The organism is Mucilaginibacter pocheonensis (genome assembly GCF_031456535.1).
Lineage (GTDB): Bacteria > Bacteroidota > Bacteroidia > Sphingobacteriales > Sphingobacteriaceae > Mucilaginibacter > Mucilaginibacter pocheonensis.
This window is the reverse complement of the sequence record NZ_JAVDUU010000004.1, coordinates 140,275-161,480: the sequence shown is the minus strand read 5'-3', so window position 1 is coordinate 161,480 and position 21,206 is coordinate 140,275. Positions and strand designations below refer to the sequence as shown.

General features: G+C 42.2%; 14 protein-coding genes. All 14 read left to right on the top strand.

The features are described 5' to 3' along the window. Window positions 1–81 precede the first annotated feature (81 nt). The 14 genes from J2W55_RS19070 (at window position 82) to J2W55_RS19005 (ending at window position 21,162) form a co-directional block, all read left to right on the top strand. Window positions 82–249, top strand: a complete 168-nt coding sequence (locus tag J2W55_RS19070) for a hypothetical protein (RefSeq protein WP_310099425.1) — start codon at window positions 82–84, stop codon at window positions 247–249. 26 nt (window positions 250–275) lie between these two features. Then, window positions 276–857, top strand: coding sequence for an RNA polymerase sigma factor (locus tag J2W55_RS19065; protein ID WP_310099423.1), 582 nt, complete (start codon window positions 276–278; stop codon window positions 855–857). Window positions 858–886: 29 nt separating this feature from the next. Beyond that, window positions 887–2,929, top strand: coding sequence for an alginate lyase family protein (locus tag J2W55_RS19060; protein WP_310099421.1), 2,043 nt, complete (start codon window positions 887–889; stop codon window positions 2,927–2,929). 175 nt (window positions 2,930–3,104) lie between these two features. After that, the gene (locus tag J2W55_RS19055) at window positions 3,105–5,123 is read left to right on the top strand and encodes a hypothetical protein (protein ID WP_310099419.1); all 2,019 of its coding nucleotides are present in this window, start codon (window positions 3,105–3,107) and stop codon (window positions 5,121–5,123) included. Between the two features lie 120 nt (window positions 5,124–5,243). Next, window positions 5,244–7,007: an SGNH/GDSL hydrolase family protein gene (locus tag J2W55_RS19050; protein ID WP_310099416.1), complete on the top strand. Its 1,764-nt coding sequence runs from the start codon at window positions 5,244–5,246 to the stop codon at window positions 7,005–7,007. 182 nt (window positions 7,008–7,189) lie between these two features. After that, a complete protein-coding gene (locus tag J2W55_RS19045) occupies window positions 7,190–8,275 on the top strand; it encodes a substrate-binding domain-containing protein (RefSeq protein ID WP_310099410.1) in 1,086 nt (361 codons plus the stop codon). Between the two features lie 356 nt (window positions 8,276–8,631). Further along, entirely contained in the window at window positions 8,632–9,759 is a 1,128-nt protein-coding gene (locus tag J2W55_RS19040) for a phosphotransferase enzyme family protein (protein ID WP_310099407.1), read from the top strand. After that, complete coding sequence (locus J2W55_RS19035) at window positions 9,756–10,406, top strand: carbohydrate-binding family 9-like protein (protein WP_310099404.1); 651 nt, start codon at window positions 9,756–9,758, stop codon at window positions 10,404–10,406. The genes J2W55_RS19040 and J2W55_RS19035 overlap by 4 nt, the downstream gene beginning before the upstream one ends. Before the next feature lie 49 nt (window positions 10,407–10,455). Further along, window positions 10,456–12,207 carry a DUF4091 domain-containing protein gene (locus tag J2W55_RS19030; protein WP_310099402.1) on the top strand — a complete coding sequence of 584 codons (1,752 nt, stop codon included), beginning with the start codon at window positions 10,456–10,458 and terminating at the stop codon, window positions 12,205–12,207. Between the two features lie 180 nt (window positions 12,208–12,387). Then, the gene (locus tag J2W55_RS19025; RefSeq protein ID WP_310099399.1) at window positions 12,388–12,978 is read left to right on the top strand and encodes an RNA polymerase sigma-70 factor; all 591 of its coding nucleotides are present in this window, start codon (window positions 12,388–12,390) and stop codon (window positions 12,976–12,978) included. Between the two features lie 160 nt (window positions 12,979–13,138). After that, window positions 13,139–14,317, top strand: coding sequence for a FecR family protein (locus tag J2W55_RS19020; RefSeq protein ID WP_310099396.1), 1,179 nt, complete (start codon window positions 13,139–13,141; stop codon window positions 14,315–14,317). Between the two features lie 196 nt (window positions 14,318–14,513). Next, entirely contained in the window at window positions 14,514–17,876 is a 3,363-nt protein-coding gene (locus J2W55_RS19015) for a TonB-dependent receptor (protein WP_310099391.1), read from the top strand. 47 nt (window positions 17,877–17,923) lie between these two features. Next, complete coding sequence (locus tag J2W55_RS19010) at window positions 17,924–19,759, top strand: RagB/SusD family nutrient uptake outer membrane protein (RefSeq protein ID WP_310099388.1); 1,836 nt, start codon at window positions 17,924–17,926, stop codon at window positions 19,757–19,759. Window positions 19,760–19,827: 68 nt separating this feature from the next. Beyond that, the gene (locus tag J2W55_RS19005; RefSeq protein ID WP_310099385.1) at window positions 19,828–21,162 is read left to right on the top strand and encodes an IPT/TIG domain-containing protein; all 1,335 of its coding nucleotides are present in this window, start codon (window positions 19,828–19,830) and stop codon (window positions 21,160–21,162) included. Window positions 21,163–21,206 lie beyond the last annotated feature (44 nt).

Sequence of the window (21,206 nt, the reverse complement as noted above, 5' to 3'; positions counted from 1 at the left end):
TTTAGTTTATCTATGTAAAACGAATTGAAATGGTAGCAGGTTTTGATGAGTATAAAACACAGGCTATGTTGTCTATCGAATATGAAGAAAGCAAAACCTCCAAAAGCTCCGTTGGACAAAGATCTGCCATTTTCATTCTCAAGAAAAGATGTTGATGATGAAAAGATAAATGCACACTGGGAAAAAATCAAAGGGCGAATTGAACGAGCGTTACCTGTGAAAACAGATAAAGAAACAAGGAATAATTGATGATCACCTTTTATAGATAATTTTACTTGAATCAATCAATCCATCTATCAGATTTGTGGTCGCAGGTCGTTGCAGACAATCAGCACGCTTACGCATTATTGCACAAAGATCTTTATCCAGGGCTCTACAATTATCTTTTGCAAATGGTAAAAGATGAAGAGATTGCAAATGATCTTTTACAGGAACTTTTTGTTAAGCTATGGCATAAACGTAAACAAATTAAGGTTATTAATAATGTGAAGGCCTATTTTTTTACCGCGTGCCGGTCAATGGCAATCAATCATTTTCGCAAAATCAAATCACAAATATCCAAGCTTGAACACCTGGCTCAGACTGAGTTTACTTTTTCTCCGGAAGATATTTTGGTTGCAGCTGAAGAGGATACACATCTTAAAAATACAATGGCCATTGCGCTAAACGCTTTGCCGGCACGGCAGCGCGAAATTATTTATTTGAAATATTACCAGGAGATGGAATATTCCAAAATAGCCGAGATAACAGGGATACGCTATCAATCAGTAACCAATCACGTATTTCGGGCGTTGGAAACGTTACGGGCAAAATTCGGCCAATTTAAAAGTGAAGAAGTATTTGCCAGTTTCTTTTAAAGGGGGGATAAGCCAATCAATTAATAATTATGCGAGTAATAGTAACAATAGCCATTCTTTTGGTCTTCCGGTCGGCAATTGCTCAGCCTACAACTTCGGGGGGATATGAATCTCAGGTATTAAGTGCAGGCCAATCTTTTATGCATCCGGGAATCCTTCATAGTAAAGGAGATCTTGAGCGTTTAAAAATGGCTGTCGCCAATAAGGAAAATCCTATTTATTCAGGTTACGAGATTTTTATACAAAACCCTGCGTCGCAGTTTACCTATAAAATGCAGGGACCAATGAAAATGGTGGGGCGAAACCCAACTGTTGGGCAAAGTGCTTACGATAGCGATGCTAACGCGGCACACCAAAATGCCATTATGTGGGCTATTACGGGCGATAGAAGGTACGCCGATAAAGCCATTGAAATTATAAATACGTGGTCGTCAACATTAAAATCAGTAACCGGAAAAGATGCGGTACTGATGGCCGGTCTTGGTCCATTTAAAATGATCAATGCCGCGGAAATATTGCGCTATACCAATGCGGGATGGCAAGAAGGTGATATTGAAAAGACTGAAAAACATTTTAAGACAGTTTTATACCCAGTTTTAAAGAATTTCGCTCCATTTGCCAATGGTAATTGGGACGCGGCTGCTATTAAAACAGTAATGGCTATTGCTGTATTTTGCAATGACAGATCAATGTTTGAAAACGCTTTGCGTTATTACATAAATGGCACTGGTAATGGAAGTTTAATGCATTACATTATTAATGAAGAGGGGCAGATACAGGAGAGCGGAAGAGACCAGGCACATACACAGTTGGGAATTGGTTTGCTGGCGGAATGTTGCGCCATTGCCTGGAACCAGGGATTGAATTTATATGCTTATGATAACAATCGCTTATTAAAAGGATTTGAATATGTGGCAAAATTTAATTTAGGAAATGAAGTCCCTTTTACAGAATGGTTAGACAGAACGGGCAAATACCATCATTTAAAAATCTCTCAGGAAAGCAGAGGGAATTTGCGGGCAGTGTATGAACAAGTTTATAATCATTATGTAAATCAAATGGGCGTATCTGCTCCCTATACGCAACAGGCTGCAGAAAAGCTCCGGCCGGAAGGGCCGGGCAAGCCGGGGGCTGATCATCCGGGTTATGGGACGCTTTATTTTTCAAACTCAAAACGCAATGTCGCTATTCCATCCTGTCCTGCACAACCGGCTGGTGTTATAGCCACATCTGCTGGTAAAGCGATAAAATTGCAATGGATTGAGTCTATTGGCGCATCTGATTACACAATTAAAAGATCAATACATATGGAAGGTTCATATAAAATAATTGCCAGGAATATTCAGAGCCCTGTTTATGTGGATGGCCACGTACAGCCCGGGACCAATTATTTTTATATTATAACTGCATCGAATACGAAAGGCGAAAGCGAAAATTCATATGAAACGGCCATTTGCGCGGGCTTACCTGTCCGTTGGAAACAACAGGACATTGGCAATCTACATTTAAAGGGAAAGACATCATTTGATGGTAAGGTATTTACCATTGAAGATGCAGGTTTAGCGATTGATAGTAATTCTGATAGGGGTCATTTTACTTACCAGCCAATAACAGGAGATGCAGAGATCATTGCCCGGTTTGTACCACAGACAAGCTCTCAATTTTCACGAATGGGATTAATGATGAGAGAAGGGTTAGATGATAATTCGGCCTTTGTTTCAATATTGATCTATCCCGGAAAAACATCACAAATTGAAACACCTGATTGGCGTGTAAAACTGGTGACGGAAAATGACCAGGAAATGAAAAGAGATACGAGTCCTGTTTTTCTATCTCTTCATGAGCCTTCAGTGACATTTGGTCGCCTGACCGGTTATGTTTGGCTTCGATTACAACGTAAGGGAAACAATTTTAAAGGTTCAATATCAGATAATGGAAAAGCTTGGACGTTTTTACCGGATTTAGCAATGCCTTTAAAGAAAGCATTATTTACGGGGCTGTCTGTTTGTTCGGGCATGCCCAAACCTACCAGTATTTGTTTTGATAATGTTTCGATAAATAAGAAGTTTTGACGGCTTCTTGCTGTGCACCTATAAATTAAAATCTCCCAACTACTTTCGAGTGCGAGAAAGTTCCATTTAACGGAACTGAGGCAGAAATATTTTCCCTCTTCTTCTTTAATTATAAATAAACTCTATATTTGTGTGCGCACACGCATTTCTTTTCATTATATTTTAGTTCACAATCATGTTAAAAAAACTGCTATTTTTAATTTGTATAAGCCTGGCAAGTACGGTTAAAGCTCAAACGGTATTTCTTTCGGGGGTTAATCCGGGCAGGGCGGTAGCGTCTTCTGGTAGGGGAGTGTTAATTTTAAGAAATAGTTGTTTGGCTGTAAAATGGCTTTCTGGCAAAAATGCAATCGCAGTAAATGAATTCAACGCTCAGGGTGATAACAGGATCTCTTTAAAAGGCTCGCCATTGTTTGAGCTGGAATTGAAGGGCGGAACTATAATTAACTCTGCAGATTTTCAATTGATTAACGCCCCTGAAATTATACAGCTAAAAGGAAATCATGAAGCGGTTAAGCTTTCTGAAAAAGAAAATGGCGTTGAAATTTTAGCAGAGTTCTTGAACCCCAAATATGGTATCCGGGTAAAGTGGGAGGCCATTTTGAAAGATAATTCCAACTATGTAAGGCAGGTTTTTAGCTTTCACGGGGAGAAGGACTCTTTAAGGATCCAAAAATTAAAACTGATCAAGTTTCCTGCCGCGACAGGTATCAAGCCTATGGGCGTTGTTGACGGATCGCCAATGGTGTCAAAGAACCTTTTTTTCGCGTGTGAAAGCCCTGTTAGTAAATATGATGCAGGGAATGGTTGGATCAGTAGTTTTATGGAACGGCAGGAACCAATCGCCGATCTAACAGTGTCCACAGTGTGGGGCGTTGCCCCGGAAAGTCAGCTGCGCAGGGGATTTATCTACTATTTAGAGCGTGAAAGAGCTGTGCCATACAGGCAAATGCTTCATTATAATTCATGGTATGATCTGTCATGGGCCGACCGCAAGTTAACCGAAGAGGGGTGCCTTGACCGTATTAAAACCTTTGGGGATAGCCTTACTGTAAAACGCCATGTTAACCTGAACGCGTTTTTGTTTGATGACGGCTGGGACGATAATCAAACCCTATGGCAGATCAGTAAAACGGGTTTTCCGACTGGTTTTGACCATATGAAAGAACTGGCCGGCAAGTATAACGCGTCGTTAGGAGTGTGGATGTCGCCCTGGGGCGGTTACGAACAGGCAAAGGAGCAACGGCTGCAATATGGGCGAAAACAAGACCCTCCTTTTGAAACTAATTCACACGGGTTTTCCCTTTCGGGGCCGGTTTATTCTGCCAGGTTTAAGGACGCGGCGGCCAATTTTGTTACTAAATATGGCGTCTCCATGTTTAAATTTGATGGTGTTGGGGCTGGCGACCAATCAACAGGCGCTACTCCTGAATATCAGACTGATATGGAATCTTTGCTCAGTCTGGTATCAAATCTCCGTACGGTAAAGCCCGATCTTTACTTTAGCCTTACCATAGGTACCTGGCCTTCGCCTTTCTGGCTCAGGTATGGTGACGTAATTTGGAGGAACGGCTGGGATACAAGTACTGGCGGCCAGGGGAATAGCCGGCAGCAGTGGCTTAATTACCGCGATGGTGAAGCCTATAAGAATATTGTTCAGCGGGCTCCTCTTTATCCTTTAAGCTCTCTGATGTATCATGGCGTTTGTATTGCGGATAATGGCCCGCCCGCCAAATTTGAGATGAATGATAAAGACATTGCTGACGAAATATGGTCGTTCTTTGGATCAGGGACCAGTTTGCAGGAATTATATATCAATCCGCATAAACTCAATAAAGTTAACTGGGACTGCCTTGCCAGCGCCATAAAATGGTCGCGGCAAAATGCAGATATTATGCCCGATGTTCATTGGGTAGGTGGTGATCCGCGTAAAGGCGAAGTTTATGGTTTTGCGGCCTGGTCGCCAAAAAAGGCGGTTCTTACCCTAAGAAACCCTTCAGATAAAATAAAGACTTTTCGAATTGATACCCGTAAAGTTTTTGAATTGCCTTTAAATGCGCCATATAGTTATGTTTTTTATAATGCCCGGCCCGGCGCTAAGGAAGGGGAGGTTTACTCATTTAAAGGAAGCGCCAATGTTGTTACGCTTAAGCCTTTTGAAGTAATGGTGCTTAATGCTAAACCGGCTCGTTAATGGCTTAATTGCAGGTGTTATTTTCAGATTGATTAAGCTGGAAAAACTTGATAAATGTGTGCGCAAACGCATAGTTTATATGTCATTTTGAGAGCAAAAAACTCAATAAAAAGATCACAAATGAAACGAATAACCATACTATTAATATCAATTTTTTGCTTTTTTAACACAGTTTTCTCTCAAAATGCACCAATGTACAATTGGTTCGATCCGGGCAAGACTGATTTCCCGATTATAGAGGGGCAGGCCTGGTCAAAAGAAGTTGCAAACACTTATGACAGGTTTCCGGCGCGTGCCGAAAAGAGCCTCAATCCAAACGTGTGGAACATCTCGCACAGTAGTGCCGGTTTGTATATTAAGTTTAAAACAGATGCCCGCAACCTGGTTATCCGGTATAAGGTTAAAGGCGATATTGCCATGGCGCACATGCCGGCAACGGGCGTAAGCGGTTTAGACTTGTATGCGCTTGACCCTAACGGAAAATGGTGCCTGGCCCCAGGCAGTTTTTCCTTTAAGGATACCATTACCTACAGGTTTTCAAATATCAAGGTAAGCGCGGATTTTCCGGGAAAAAGTTATGAATACAGGCTTTTTTTGCCCCTGTACAATTCGGTATCCTGGCTTCAGATAGGTATCCCGTCTGGTGCCCAGTTTAATTTTATGCCGTTGAGTAAAGAACAACCAGTGCTTGTTTACGGAACATCCATCGCGCAGGGAGGTTGCGCCTCAAGGCCGGGTTTGGCATGGACCGCCATTTTGCAGCGTATGCTTGACCGTCCGCTGGTAAATCTTGGTTTTTCGGGGAGCGGGTTGCTTGAAAAGTCTGTTATTGACCTGATGGCAGAGGTCGACGCAAAAATATATGTGCTTGATTGTATGCCCAATTTGGTAAATTTTACTGATCAGCAAATTGAAGAACGTTTATCTGCATCAATACAAATTTTAAAAGAAAAGCGCCCGGCCGTACCCATACTGCTTGTTGAGCATAGCGCGGGCAACGTAACCGGGCTGTTGGATAGCGGTAAAAATGCCGGGTTTATGCGGGTTAATAAAGTACTTGATCAAACCTATTCAAAGCTCATTGCCGCAGGAACTAAAGGCGTTTATTTATTAACAAGCAAAGAAATTGGTTTTGATATCAATTCTACGGTTGATGGTTTGCACCCCAATGATGTAGGTATGGAAAAATATGCCAGTGCTTATGAAAACGCCATACGTACAATTATCAATGAACCAATTGGCAGGTATTCAACCACCGTGCCGGTTGTGCAAAGCAGGGATGGTTATTACGATTGGCGAAGCCGGCATAATGAGATACTTATGCTTGATAAAACTGATGCGCCAAAAATTGTATTCCTTGGTAACTCCATTCTCAATTATTGGGGTGGCGAGCCAAAAGCGCCACTGGCGAGGGGAGCAGGCTCATGGGATAAATACCTGGCGCCACTCGGCGTAAAAAACTTTGGTTTTGGGTGGGACCAGGTGGAAAACGTGTTATGGCGTGTATATCACGGAGAAATAGATGGCTTTAAGGCGCGTAAGGTGATGATCATGATAGGTACCAACAACCTGCATATTAATAATGATGAGGAAATAATAGCCGGATTAAAAATGCTTGTACAGGCAGTTAAAGCACGCCAGCCCGAAACGGAGATCCTTTTATCGGGACTGTTACCCAGAAGGGCGCAGGAAAAACGGATAGCAGCGCTTAATAAAGGCATATTTAAGTTGGCGGCGCAAAGCCGCGTCCGTTTTATTGATCCGGGGAAATTATTGCTTGATCATTCGGGGACCATCAATGAATCCCTTTTTGGAGATGGTTTGCATCCCAATGAGGCAGGGTACCAAAAGCTGGCGGTTGCTTTGGTTCCGTATTTAAAATAAAACAAATACAACCTACAGCACATAAGTTGTACGCCTTGCTACCAATGCGGGGATAGATCTGCATTTATGAAGGCTTTATTTAAGGCGTTTTTACCGCATGTCGCCGCTTAATTAAAGCAATATAATGTGATAAAATTATAATAAATTACATTTGCTATCTTTTCTACAGGAGCGTTTAATATATGAAAAATAAAATTGTTCGCATTAAAGATATTGCCGAAAAAGCGAAGGTTTCCACCGGTACGGTCGACAGGGTATTACATAAGCGGGGTCGCGTGTCAAAAAAAGTAGAAGAGAAGGTGCTCAAGATCATCGAAGAGATGGATTATGAGCCCAACCTTATGGCCAGGGCACTGGGCTCCAATAAAATATATCAGATAGCCGCCTTAATACCCGACCATAAAAACGATTCCTACTGGCTTGCTCCCAAAGCCGGAATTGAAAAAGCCGAGAAAGACCTGAAGCAATACGGTATTACTGTACAACAATATGTATTTGATCCCTACAATGTAGAGTCATTTATAGCAAATGCCAATCAGCTAACCAAAGACAATCCGGACGGCATTATTTTATCGCCGATATTTTACAGGGAAACCATGCCGTTTTTTGAGAAATGGAAATCAGCCGAAATTCCGTTTGTATTGTTCAATACCCAAATTGCCGAATGTGAACCGCTGAGTTATATCGGCCAAGATTCATACCAAAGCGGTTTTTTGGCCGGCAAACTTATTCATTACGGTCAGCCTGACTCCTGTTCGGTTTTAATAGCACATATTGATGAAGAGACCAGTAACGCTGCCCACCTGTTAAAAAAAGAGCAGGGGTTCCGTAATTATTTTTCGCAGAATAACCTGGAGCATCAGTATAACATTTTAAGGATCGAACTAAACAGATCAAACGCTGCTGCTTTTATAACCCAGTTAGATGCTGTTATTGATAGTACACCAGATATGGGCAGTATTTTTGTAACAACATCCAAAGCATATGAAATTGTAAAGTACCTGGAGCAGCGCCATATCAAACACATCAAAATAATTGGATATGATTTACTGCCTCAAAATTTATATTGTCTTAATAAAGGCACAATCAGTTTTTTGATCAACCAAAACCCAAAAGGGCAGGGGTACTGGGGTATTTACCAGTTAACTGATCATCTGGTGTTCAAAAAAGAAGTTCCGCTTATCAAATACCTTCCGTTGGATATAGTTACCAAAGAAAATATGAACTATTACGTAGACAATGAAGATGCTGTTTATGTGGATATTTGAAGATGAATGCACCCGCCGCGCCATTTATGCCTGGAAAAGCTATCTTAAAAATAAAATCTCCCATCCCTTTCTGAGCAGTTTTTTATAGTCAGCTGTTGCTTCGTTGCTTCTCCGCACGGTTGGCATCATCCCGCTCGCACCTTTCATTGTGTTGTCAATTTTCTTCAATAATAAAACACCCGTAAATCTTAACACTGTTTTTGCCGCCGATAATCACCGGCAAAAAAAATATTTTACAAAAAATAAATTAAATGTGTGCGAACACACAAAATAAATTATATTTGTAATTAGGCACTTACGCTATATAAATGTGTTCGTATACATTTTACGCTTTAAAATGAATTATAGAAATAAAAATGTCATATAACGTCTCTGAAATAGTATCAAATTTTTGCATTGAGGGAAATATCGCGGCTATTGTACCGTATGGTTCGGGCCATATAAATGATACATTTCATGTGAAAAACGCAAATCCTGAATTGCCCGGTTATTTGCTTCAGCGCATCAATCACCATGTGTTTGAAAATGTTCCGGCACTAATGCGGAATGTACAACTGGTAACCGGGCACCTTAAACAAAAGCTGGCTCAAATTCCTGGTTCAAACCCAGATAAAGAAGTGCTTACCATAGTTTTGACCACCAATGGGCAATGTTTTCATGCCGATACAGATGGTAATTACTGGAGGATGTACTGGTTTTTAACAAATACCAGGAATTATGATCTGGTACTAACCGAACAGCAGGCTTACGAAGGGGGCAAGGCATTTGGTAAATTTCAGTTTTTGTTATCAGATCTTGATGCCGGTTTACTTTCTGAAACCATACCTGATTTTCATAATATAGCCGCGCGGCTCGATCGTCTGAATAAAGTGGTATCGGCTGATCAGAAAAACCGGGTAAAGGACGTGTTGCCCGAATTGGCGTTTGTAATTAAGCGTGCCGATTCCATGGTTGCTGTGATGGATTTAGGAAAGGAAGAAAAACTACCACTGCGTATTATACATAACGATACCAAGTTCAATAACATATTGCTTGATATGAATGACCACGAGCAGTGTGTGATAGACCTGGATACGGTGATGCCCGGTTATGTAGCTTATGATTTTGGCGACGCTATACGCACTATTATCAATACCGCACCTGAGGATGAGGAAGACCTTGCAAAAATTGACCTGAGCATCCCCTTATTTAAAGCTTATTCAGAGGGCTACTTTAAAAATGCCGCGGGCTTTTTATCAGATACCGAAATTAAATCGCTTTCAATGGGGGTATTGTTAATAGCTTTTATGCAGGGCGTGCGCTTTCTTACCGATTATATAGACGGCGATATTTATTACAAGATCCGTTTTCCGGAACATAATTTACAAAGGACCAGGGCACAGTTTCAATTGCTGAAAAAGCTTGAAGAAAAATATGATTTGTTAGATGAGATAATTCAAAACGCCGCAAAAACAAACAGTCAAATTACAACCGAAATTAAATGATGGAACTTACAGTGCCGTTTTTAGAGAATGCAGATAAAAGCAGTGCGATAGAGCACTTGTCTTTTTTGTTAGATGTACAGGAGAAACACCCTATTGCAATTACGCCGTGGCCCACTTATGGGTACAAGCCCGATGTTTGTTTTGCAATAGCCTACAGTAATGACAGTTTCTTTTTAAAATACTATGTAAAAGAGAGAATTATAAAAGCCACATATACCAGGCCCAATGAGCCGGTTTATCAGGATAGCTGTGTGGAGTTTTTTTTAGGATTTGGGAACGAACTGGGTTATTACAATTTTGAGTTTAACTGCATAGGTACCTGTTTGCTCGGTTTTGGAAGAGGCCGGGAGAACCGCGAATTATTGCCGGAGGCACTTATACAAAAAATAAAGTCGCAGGCCAGGCTAACGCGCGAAGACGATCACGGACATGGCAATGTGAGCTGGGAGCTTACGCTGATGATACCATTAGAGGTGTTTTGCCACCATTCATTTGCCTCATTAAAAGGGCAGCAATGCCACGCTAATTTTTATAAATGCGGTGACGAACTGCCGGAGCCCCATTTTTTAACATGGAACAATATTGAAAGCACCGATCCGGACTTTCACAGGCCCGAGTTTTTCGGGGAAATAAAGCTTGGAAATTAATACGGTTATCGCAGGGCGACTTATAATGCGAAAAACATAAACGAAATAAATGAAAGTAAAATTTACACTACTACTGCTGTTGTTTTATAGCACGGTTGCCTTGGCACAGTCAAACGTTGGTGGACCCTATCAGGAGCTTGCCGATCCAAAACCTGTTGAGTTGGCCGGCTGGAACGCGTTGAAACCCGGGGTTTACGTAAGTTTTGCTTCAACAGATATCCGTTACGGTAAACATAATGCGCCTGCAATAGCTCCTTTACAATCCAGGTGGCAAGCCAAAGCCTGGAAAGGCGAAAAAGTGCATACCCAATTCCTGGTATGGGCCACCCGTAACCTGGAACCGTTAAGTTTTGAATGGAGTAAGCTCCAAGACGATAAAGGGCATACCATTCCTGCAAAAAGCATCAGCGCAAATTTTGTACGTTATGTAATGGCCGATGGGCTCAATAGTGAAGGTGGCGGATGCGGTATCCGGCCCGGACTCGATTCTTCCCTGGTAGAGGATGTTATTGACCGCGTGAGATCGCTCCCGGTAAATAAAAACACAACACAGCCCGTTTGGTTAAGCATCAAGGTTCCCGCTAACACGGTTGAAGGTACTTACCGCGGTTATGTAAAGATCAGCGAAGGAAAAAATAAATACTTCTCAACCTTATATTATTCTGTACAAGTACTTAATCATACATTGCCGGAGCCGGCGCAATGGAAATTTCATTTGGATCTGTGGCAAAACCCGTATTCAGTTTCCAGGGTACACGGCGTGGAGGCGTGGTCAAAAGTACATTTTGATGTGATGCGGCCTTACATGCAGATGCTGGCCAATGCAGGTCAGAAAGCGATCACTACTACGCTTATTTACGACCCGTGGAACAGCCAAACGTATGACATTTATGGATCAATGGTGAAATGGACCAGGAACACGGACGGTTCTTGGAGCTATGATTATTCGGCTTTTGATAAATGGGTGTCTTTTATGATGTCGACAGGGATCAATAAAATGATCAACTGCTACAGTATGATCCCCTGGAATTTGAAGTTTTACTATTATGACAAAGCCCTTGGGAAAGATACCATGATCATTGCCAAGCCGGGATCACCGGCCTATGAAGCGCACTGGCGGCCCATGCTGGTTAACTTTGCCAGTCACCTTAAAGCAAAAGGATGGTTTAACAAAACCACTATCGCTATGGACGAACGGTCAATGGAAGATATGCAAAAAGCCATAGCGGTGATAAAAAGCGCGGATAAAGATTTTAAGATTTCACTGGCGGGCAACTATCATCCCGAAATTGAGAAAGACCTGTTTGATTACAGCGTGGCCTCTAATCAGGAAATAGACCAGGCTACCATGCTTTCACGCAGGAACTCCGGATTGAATACAACCTATTATACCTGCTGTACAGAAGGGCATCCCAACACATTTACCTTTTCGGCACCGGCGGAGTCGGTTTGGCTGGCGTGGCATGCCGCTTATAAGGGATATGACGGTTACCTGAGATGGGCCTACAACTGCTGGACAAAAGACCCGCTGCGTGATACACGCTTTGGTTCATGGTCATCAGGAGACGCCTACCTGGTTTATCCGGGCCTGCGGTCTTCTATCCGCTTTGAGCGGTTGATTGAAGGTATCCAGGATTTTGAAAAAATTAATGCGCTGAAAGATGGTTTTATAAAAAGTGATCAGCAGGATAAATTACTCCAGCTGAAAAGTATACTGGAAGGTTTTGATATCAGGGAGTTAAAGAACAAAAACGCGGCCGAGGTTCTTGAAACTTCCCGCGACAGGCTGAGCAGTTTATAGCGATTCAGGATCTTTCACTTTTCTGAATTTAATCTTTGTTGGCTTTCAGTTCAGCGTTTTTTGGGACTTTATTTACTATTAACCGGCGTTGTAGCCGAACGAATATAAGGATACAAATCTTGTGGTGTGTTTGGCAAAAATGCTTTCGTTAAAGCTGCCAATAAAATTTTGTAATGCGGAATGAATAGCCCTGAAGTTCAGTTATTGTCAGATGAGAAACTTATAGCATTGATTCGGGAGAACGATCTTGAGGCATTTGAGCGCATTTATAATAAGTATTGGTCAAAACTCTATCTTTCGGCCTACAATATCCTCCGTGACCGCCAGGTATCTGAAGATATTACCCAGGAAGTATTGGTTAACCTTTGGATGAAACGGGCAAACCTTAGGCTCACCTCTTTAAATGCTTATTTATATACATCGGTACGTTACCAGGTATTTAATATTATTCGCTCGGGTAAAGTACGGGCCGGGCTTTTTAACCGCCTCGAAGAACTTTTTAGCAACAACGGCGGTGAAGATATCCTGTCAGAAAAAGAAATTAACCGTTTGTTGGAGCAAGGTATCGCTGAATTGCCCGAGAAATGCCGGCAGATATTTATTATGAGCCGTAAAGAGTATTTATCAACCAAAGATATTGCCGGGCGGTTGGGTATAGCACCAAAAACAGTTGAAAATCAATTAACCGTAGCCTTAAACCGCTTGCGTAAAACTCTGGGCGATTTTGTTTGCCTGGCTGCAGGTATTATATTATGCGGACGTTGGTTCTGATGCTTTTTCCCCTGTAGTTACTCCATTTTTCCTCATCTTTTTTGCTCATTCTTTTTTTCTGACGACCAAAAATTTAATGATTTATTAATAATGTAGAAATATTTCAAATTTCTTTGGGGGTATAGCGGGTGCTGCGGTACTTACATACAATAACAACCCTATGGAAAAAGAAATACTTTTAACCTTAATAAACAAATACTTATCAAACCAGGCTACGCCCGAGGAGGAAAAGCGTTTATTAAGCTATTATGACACGCTTCAAAAAAACAAGTTGCAATGGGACGAGCTTTTAATGGGCGATGAAGATGCAACAAAAGTTGAACTTTACAACAAAATTTTACTGGAGATAAAAGCCCGGGAATCCGCACCTAAAAGGATCATTTTTCTGAGGAGGTGGTTCGTGGCGGCATCGGTAACCCTGTTGATAGCAACATCTTCAGCGGTTTTTTTCTTTAAGTATAATGGCTCTTATTTTTTAGCTAAAAACACTACCCATTCATTAAACAAGGGCGGCATTGCGCCGGGCGGAAACAAGGCATTGTTAACGTTGGCCGATGGTTCAAAAATTACCTTAGACGATGCCGTAACCGGCCAATTGGCTAAACAATCAGGTGCCCGCGTATCTAAAGCTGCCAAAGGCCAGTTGGTTTATACTGCTGACAATACTTTGCCCAATTCCAATGCTTTGGCCCAACCGGCATTTAATACCATTGAAACCCCGAAAGGCGGCCAGTACCAGGTTACTTTGCCTGATGGTTCAAGGGTTTGGTTAAATGCGGCTTCTTCGCTCCGGTACCCAACAAGTTTTAATGATAAGGTGCGCAGGGTTGAATTAACAGGTGAGGCCTATTTTGAAGTTGCTAAAAATGCGCATAGACCATTTAAGGTAGTGAGCAACAACCAGGTAGTTGAGGTTTTGGGAACACACTTTAACATCAGCTCATATAGCGACGAAAACTCGGTTAAAACTACCTTATTAGAAGGCTCTGTTAAGGTATTGTCAATCAAAGCTAACCAATCAAAATTGCTGAAGCCCGGCGAACAATCCAATATCAGTTATTCAAACAACTCATTTTCTGTACAAACGGTTAACACAGAAGGGGTGATTGCCTGGAAGAACGGTTATTTCCTTTTTGCTGATGAAGACTTGAAAGGCATTATGAACAAGTTTGCCCGCTGGTATAACATTGATGTGCAATACCAGGGCAATGTAGATAATTTAAGATTTGGAGGGATGGTGTCACGTTCAAAAGACCTGGAACAAGCGCTGAAAGTAATAGAACAAACAGGAAGCGTGAAAATTAAGATAGAAGGAAGGAGGGTTACCATTATGCAATGATAATTACCCGCATTACGGTAACCTTAAAAGCAAGCCGGAAGTGGTGGAACACTTCCGACTGAAAAGTTAGGGCCAACCAATGAAATTAAATTCGTAGTCCAATTACACCTTAAACCCAAACAAGTTCAAATGTATGAAATGTTATGAAATAAGTTTATATACAATCCCCCGTATAAAAAATAAAGCGCTGTTGATCATGAAATTATCGATCATCTTGTTGGTAGCAACGATACTCCAGGTAAGTGCTAAAGGCTATGCACAAAAAATTACGTTGTCAGAAAAAAGCGCTCCGTTAGAAAAGGTTCTTAAAGAAATAAGGGAACAAAGCGGATATGATTTTTTCTATAGTTCAACGCTGATAAAAGAGGCTAACCCGGTGAGTATCAATGTTAGGAATACCGAATTAGAAGAAGTTTTAAAACTGGCATTTTATGGTCAGCCGTTTATTTATAGCATAAACGAAAAAACAATTATTATAAAACCTAAACCTAATCCCATACCGGTTAAACCAGCCGTGCAGGCCGCACCCGTTATAAAGGTTTCGGGTATTGTTACCGATTCAAAAGGCCTTCCTTTGCCTGGCGCAAGTGTACACATTAAAGGTACCAACAGAGGTATTGCAACCGATAACGATGGTCGGTTTACACTGAATGCTGAGGTTAATAATATCCTGGTTATATCCTTTAGCGGTTTTGTTAGCCAGGAAATTATCGTTACCAATAACATGTCTTTCCAAACCATTCAATTGAAAGATGATACCAAGGGTATGAATGAGGTAGTAGTGGTGGGCTATGGTAAGCAAAAAAAGCTAACTATAACAGGAGCGGTTACTACTGTAAACGTAGGCGATATAACAACTCCCAACCGTTCTTTATCAAACGCGCTGGCCGGTAAAGTGGCGGGTGTTATTTCCATGCAAAGAAGCGGCGAACCGGGTTATGACAATGCCTCATTTACCATTCGCGGCATTGGTACTTTTACAGGTAATTCAAACCCGCTTATCATTATTGACGGAGTACAGCGCGATGATGTAAACAGTACTTATGGAGGCGCCTACAATAATATCGACCCCGAAGACATTCAAAGCATTTCGCTGTTAAAGGATGCTTCGTCAACCGCGGTTTATGGCGCCAAAGGGGCCAACGGCGTTTTGATCATTACTACTAAAAAGGGCGTTGCGGGCAAGCCAAAAATTTCCTTTAAAACTGAAACTTCCATGTCTGGGCTTACTAAAACACCTAAGATGCTGGACGCGGTTTCATGGATGCGGTTACACAATGAAGCAACAACCAATGATGGTAGTCCGTCTGCATATTCTGAGGAAACTATACAAAAAACAGCCAGCGGTTTAGATCCGTACCTGTACCCCAACGTTAACTGGATAAAATCTGTTTATAAAGATTGGGCACCGGGCTACAACACCAACCTGAATGTTAGCGGTGGCGCTTCAACAGTAAGGTATTACGTTTCGGCTTCTTTTTATGACCAGGATGGCAGCTATAAAGTAAGCAAGCAAAATGGTTATAATCCCAATCTTAACTTTAAAAGGTACGATTTCAGATCAAACCTGGATATTGATTTAAGTAAAACTACTTTATTGACCATGAACCTGGACGCGATGCTGGTGAGCAGCCGTTATCCGGGCCTGTCTGCTGGAAGTATCTGGTACGAATCATACTTAACTCCGCCTAACGCGTTCCCCATAAGATACCCCGACGGTAAGTGGGCCGGTCCGTATAATAACGGTGGTTCCAACCCGGTAAATGATATTCAAAACTCTGGTTACAACAGTGAGTTTCGTCCTACTATTCAGTCTGTTTTTTCTATCAATCAAAAACTGGATGCAATCATAAGCGGGTTAAGCGCTATGGGCCGCTTTTCATTTGACTCCTATAGCGAAAATGATAATGGCAGGACTGGTACAAATGATCTTTTTTTAGCAACCTCAAGAGACCCGCTTGGTAACCTGGTTTTTGGCCAGTCAAGGTACGGAAGCCAGTTTTTGGGTTATTCCCAGTCTGCCTCTGCTGAAAAAACCATGTATCTTGAAGCCAATATCAATTATGACCAATCTTTTGGCAAACACCATATTGGCGCACTGTTTTTATATAACATGCGGTCAAGGGTGCAAAGTTCGGCCGGGAGCGTTATTGGTTCTATTCCATACAATAACCAGAGTTTGGCGGGCAGGGCCACTTATACTTACGCCGACAGGTATTTGTTAGAGTTTGATGCCGGTTATACCGGGTCAGAGAACTTTGAGGCTGGTAAAAAATTCGGCTTTTTTCCTGCCGCTTCCGCGGGCTGGGTCATTTCAAAGGAGCCATTTTTTCAAGGCCTAACAAAAACATTTAATCTGCTTAAGATCCGAGGATCTCACGGCCTTGTGGGTAATGACCAGATTGGTTCAGCCTATGGTATCACCCGTTTTCCATATATCAACCAATATGGCACCGGCGGATCTGTAGGTTTAGGGCTTAACGGAACGGTATATGGCGGAACCACCGAAAGTGTAATTGGGGTAGAGAACCTTACATGGGAAAAAGCCACCAAAGACAACATAGGGTTAGAGATCGGGCTATTCAATAAATTGAATATCACTATTGAAGCTTATAAAGAAAGACGAACCAATATTTTGGTTCAGCGCAGTTCCTTATCAGGTATATTGGGTGTAAGCGGTGCTGTATTTGCCAACCTGGGCGAAATGAATAATCATGGTATTGAGGGTAACGTTGAATTTAATGATAACATAGGCAATGTATCGCTGCGCCTTTACGGCAACCTCACTTACAATAATAATAAAATTGTTCAGCGCGATGAACCTAAACAGTTGTATGCCTACCAACAGGCAACCGGTCATAAATATGGCGATAACTTAATGTACGTTGCCCAGGGGTTATTTACATCACAGGACGATGTTGATAAAAGCCCTACACAGTTCGGCGCCGTATTAAAGCCCGGCGATATCAAGTACAAAGATGTAAACGGTGATGGCGTAATTAACAGTTATGACCGGGTATATACCGGTAAATCTGACGTGCCTACTATACTTTATGGTGCAGGGTTTACAGTTGGTTACAAAAAATTCGATCTGTCTCTTTTCTTCCAGGGCACCGGCGGTGTAATTATTATGGCAAATGGTTCTTCCATAACCGGTGCAGGAGCAGGCGGCGCCGGCATTGTACCATTTACAGGAATGGGTACATACCCCTCAGGTATGCTTGCCAACCTGGAAAGCAGGTGGACCGTTGAAAATCCAACTCAGAATGCAGACTATCCGCGCCTGGGCATTTCCAATCAAAACAGCAATAATTATCAGGCGAGCACCTGGTGGTCAAAAGATGCAAGTTTTGTTCGTTTAAAGCAGGCAACATTAGGCTATACTTATAAACCATCGTTCCTTACAAACGCCGGAATTAGCTCGGTATACTTTTACCTCACGGGCCAAAACCTGTTAACATTCTCCAAATTCAAACTTTGGGATCCTGAACTCGGCTCAAACGGCGCAGGTTATCCACCTGTAAGAATAATGGCTTTAGGGTTAAGGGCCGCGTTTTAGAAATAGTGGATTTAAATCAATTTTAAAAGAATTTTAAAGTGTTCGAGATGAAAAAAAACATACTAATTATGGCTGTTGGGATATGGTTCCTGAGTGCCGGTTTATCTTCCTGTAATTATCTCAATAAAAAGCCCGATAACCTGTTAACATCTGATTTGATTTGGAGTACCAGGGCCAACGCCGAATCTTACCTGTATAATATATATGGTTATATTATACAAACCGACGGAGGAGACTATAGTGCAATGGGGGCAAGTGATGAATCGTCTGTATCAATTCCGAGCACGGATGTGAGGCAAATGGTTGTAGGCAACTGGAGCCCTGTAAACGCTTATTTTGATCACTGGGGTAACTACTACAACGGAATCAGGTCGTCGTTTATTTTTGAGGCCAATATTGATAAAGTTCCGGCCACCCAGTTAAGCGTAAGTTTAAAAAATCAATATAAGGCAGAGGCCCGGTTTTTACGCGGATGGTTTTACTGGCAATTGATGAAGCAGTTTGGCCCGGTTGTAAAAGTAACCGATGCATTAAGCTTAAATGACGACTTTAATAAATACCCACGGTCGTCTTTTGATGATTGTAAAGACTATATTAACCAGTTAATGGATCAGGCGGCATCAGGTTTGCCGACCCAATGGGCATCATCAAGCAATTATGGCCGTCCAACAAAAGGTGCATGCCTGGCTGTAAAAGCACAGCTTGCTTTGCTGGCTGCAAGTCCGCTATGGAACGGCAACCCCGCGTTTGCCTCTTTTAAAAATCAGGACGGTACACAGCTGGCGCCAACAGCATACGATGCCGGCAAGTGGAAAATAGCGGCCGATGCCGCCAAGGCAGTAATTGATCTGGGTTCATACAAGTTGTTTACAAATATTGATAACGGCGGAACTCAGTTTGATCCTTACCTGTCTGTAAGAGATCTTTTCTTAACAAACTGGAACAGCGAAATCATATTTTCAAGAAACTATTGGAAATACTGGGGGTACGTCAAATGCGTATCGCCAGGTGCGGGCGGATACAGTATGTACAATGCCACCCAAAACATTGTAGATGCATTTTACATGAACAATGGCAGAACCATTGACGATCCTTTGTCTGGCTACACGGCAACGAATTTTGCGCAAAGCAATGGTGCAAAGTACTGGGAGCACAGTAAAGGGCAATGGAACATGTACGCCAATCGCGAACCGCGGTTTTATGCCTATATACAGTACAACGGCCGGCCGGTATTGCCAGCACCTACCGTTGATGATAAAAACTATTATTCATCGGCCGGTAATGTTGACGGAACAGGCAGGGTTGAGTTTTACTATAATGGCAAGGCGGGAGCAAAAGCAAGCGGCGCCAGCAACAATATTACAGGGTATGATGTGTTGAAAAATGTAAGCCCGGCTGATAATATAAGGCAGGATGCTGTCAATTACCGACCTTTTATACTCATCAGGTATGCCGAAATATTGCTTGATTATGTAGAGGCTTTGAATGAATATGACCCCTCCAATTCAAACATTGTTTTGTACCTCGATCAAATACGCACCAGGGCAGGCTTGCCGGGTATAGAAATTACGTATCCCAATGCTGTTGGTAACAAGGACTTAATGCGCAAATACATTTTAAAAGAGCGGCAGGTAGAGCTATGTTTTGAAAGTGACCGGTATTTTACCCTGGTTAGAAGATTGTTGTTAGGTAACGTTGAAAATCAAACTATTTATGGTCTTAATGTAAACACAGATGACCAGGGGCAGGGATTTGGCTTTACCGGACTTTACAATAAAACACTTTTTCAGAAAAGGGTATGGAACAATAAGATGTACCTGTTCCCTATATCTCAATACCAATTGGACAGGGACAGGGCACTGGTACAAAACCCGGGTTGGTAACACGTGTTTTATTGGCCGCTAATGCGGTAAAAGATCTGAAAACAAATAATTAAAGAATAATTATTCAAATGAAAACATTCATAAACATAATGGCAAAAAGCACCAACCGGTATTTGCTTGCCAGCTGTCTTTTTATAATAGTTGCTTTTATAAGTTGTAAAAAAGATAAAACTCCGGTACATGATTCAGCCTCGCCAATAAGTATTAATACAATTATTCCGGCGCAGGGCGGCGGCGGCACCGAAATATTGATCACCGGCACTAATTTTTCAGCTGACACTTCACAAATTGCCGTCACCCTGAACGGGGCAAAACTCAAGATCATAGGTGCCAACACTACACAAATGATTGTAGTAGTGCCCAAAAAAGCGGGGTCGGGCCATATAATTGTAACAATTGGCAAAGGCACAGCAACAAGTACAGATGTATTCAATTATCAATATACCCGAACTGTTACTACGCTGGCAGGATCAGGCAAGGCGGGTTTTGCCAACGGGCAGGGAACTGATGCCATGTTTAATTTTAGCGGCGAGATCTGGTACCGCAGCTGCGGTATAACTGTTGATGACAACCTGAACGTTTATGTTGCTGATCCGGGGAATCATTGCATCAGGAAAATTGATACGACAGGCACAGTAACCACATTTGCCGGCAATCCGCTCGCTTCGGGTTATGCGGACGGGAAAGGTAACGCGGCAAAATTTTCGCTGCCCTATGATATTGCCTTTGATGCGCAGGGAAATTTATTTTCAGTTGATCCTGGAAATTACGATATCCGCAAAATAGCTCCTGATGGTACTGCTACTACCTGGGCATGGGGAAACAAGGCACCCTGGAGCGTCGCCATTGATAAAACAACCGGCTACCTTTATTATTCAAGCAACGCCAGTTCCGGAAATGTTTACCAGGTATCAGCGCAGTGGACCACCAAAGAGGTCATATCCGGTCTCAGTTATCCAGCGGGAATCAAATTTGATAAAACCGGTAATTTATATGTGTCGGTTAGCGGCGACCATGTCATCAAAAAATTTGCTAAAGGTGATTGGAAGAGCAGCCTGATAGCCGGGCAACCAGGTGCTGCAGGTTATGTAAACGGAGCGGCTACAGTGGCAAAGTTTTCTAATCCCTGGGGTATTGCTTTAGACAATGACAATAATATTTATGTTGCTGGTAACGGAACATGGGATGGCGGAAGCTATAACCCCGACCAAAGTATACGCTATATAGACGGCAAAACCTTTGATGTAAGCACATTTGCCGGAGGCGGCACGGTAGGTTATGCCGATGCAATAGGTGGATTTGCACTCTTCAATGCGCCAACAGGCGTTGCCGTTGATAAAAACGGAACCGTGTATGTGCTGGATAAAATGAATAATCGCGTAAGAAAAATAGTTTCTGAATAATAGTGACCAGCAGCAGAATCCTGCTTGCAGTTATACGGTTAGGT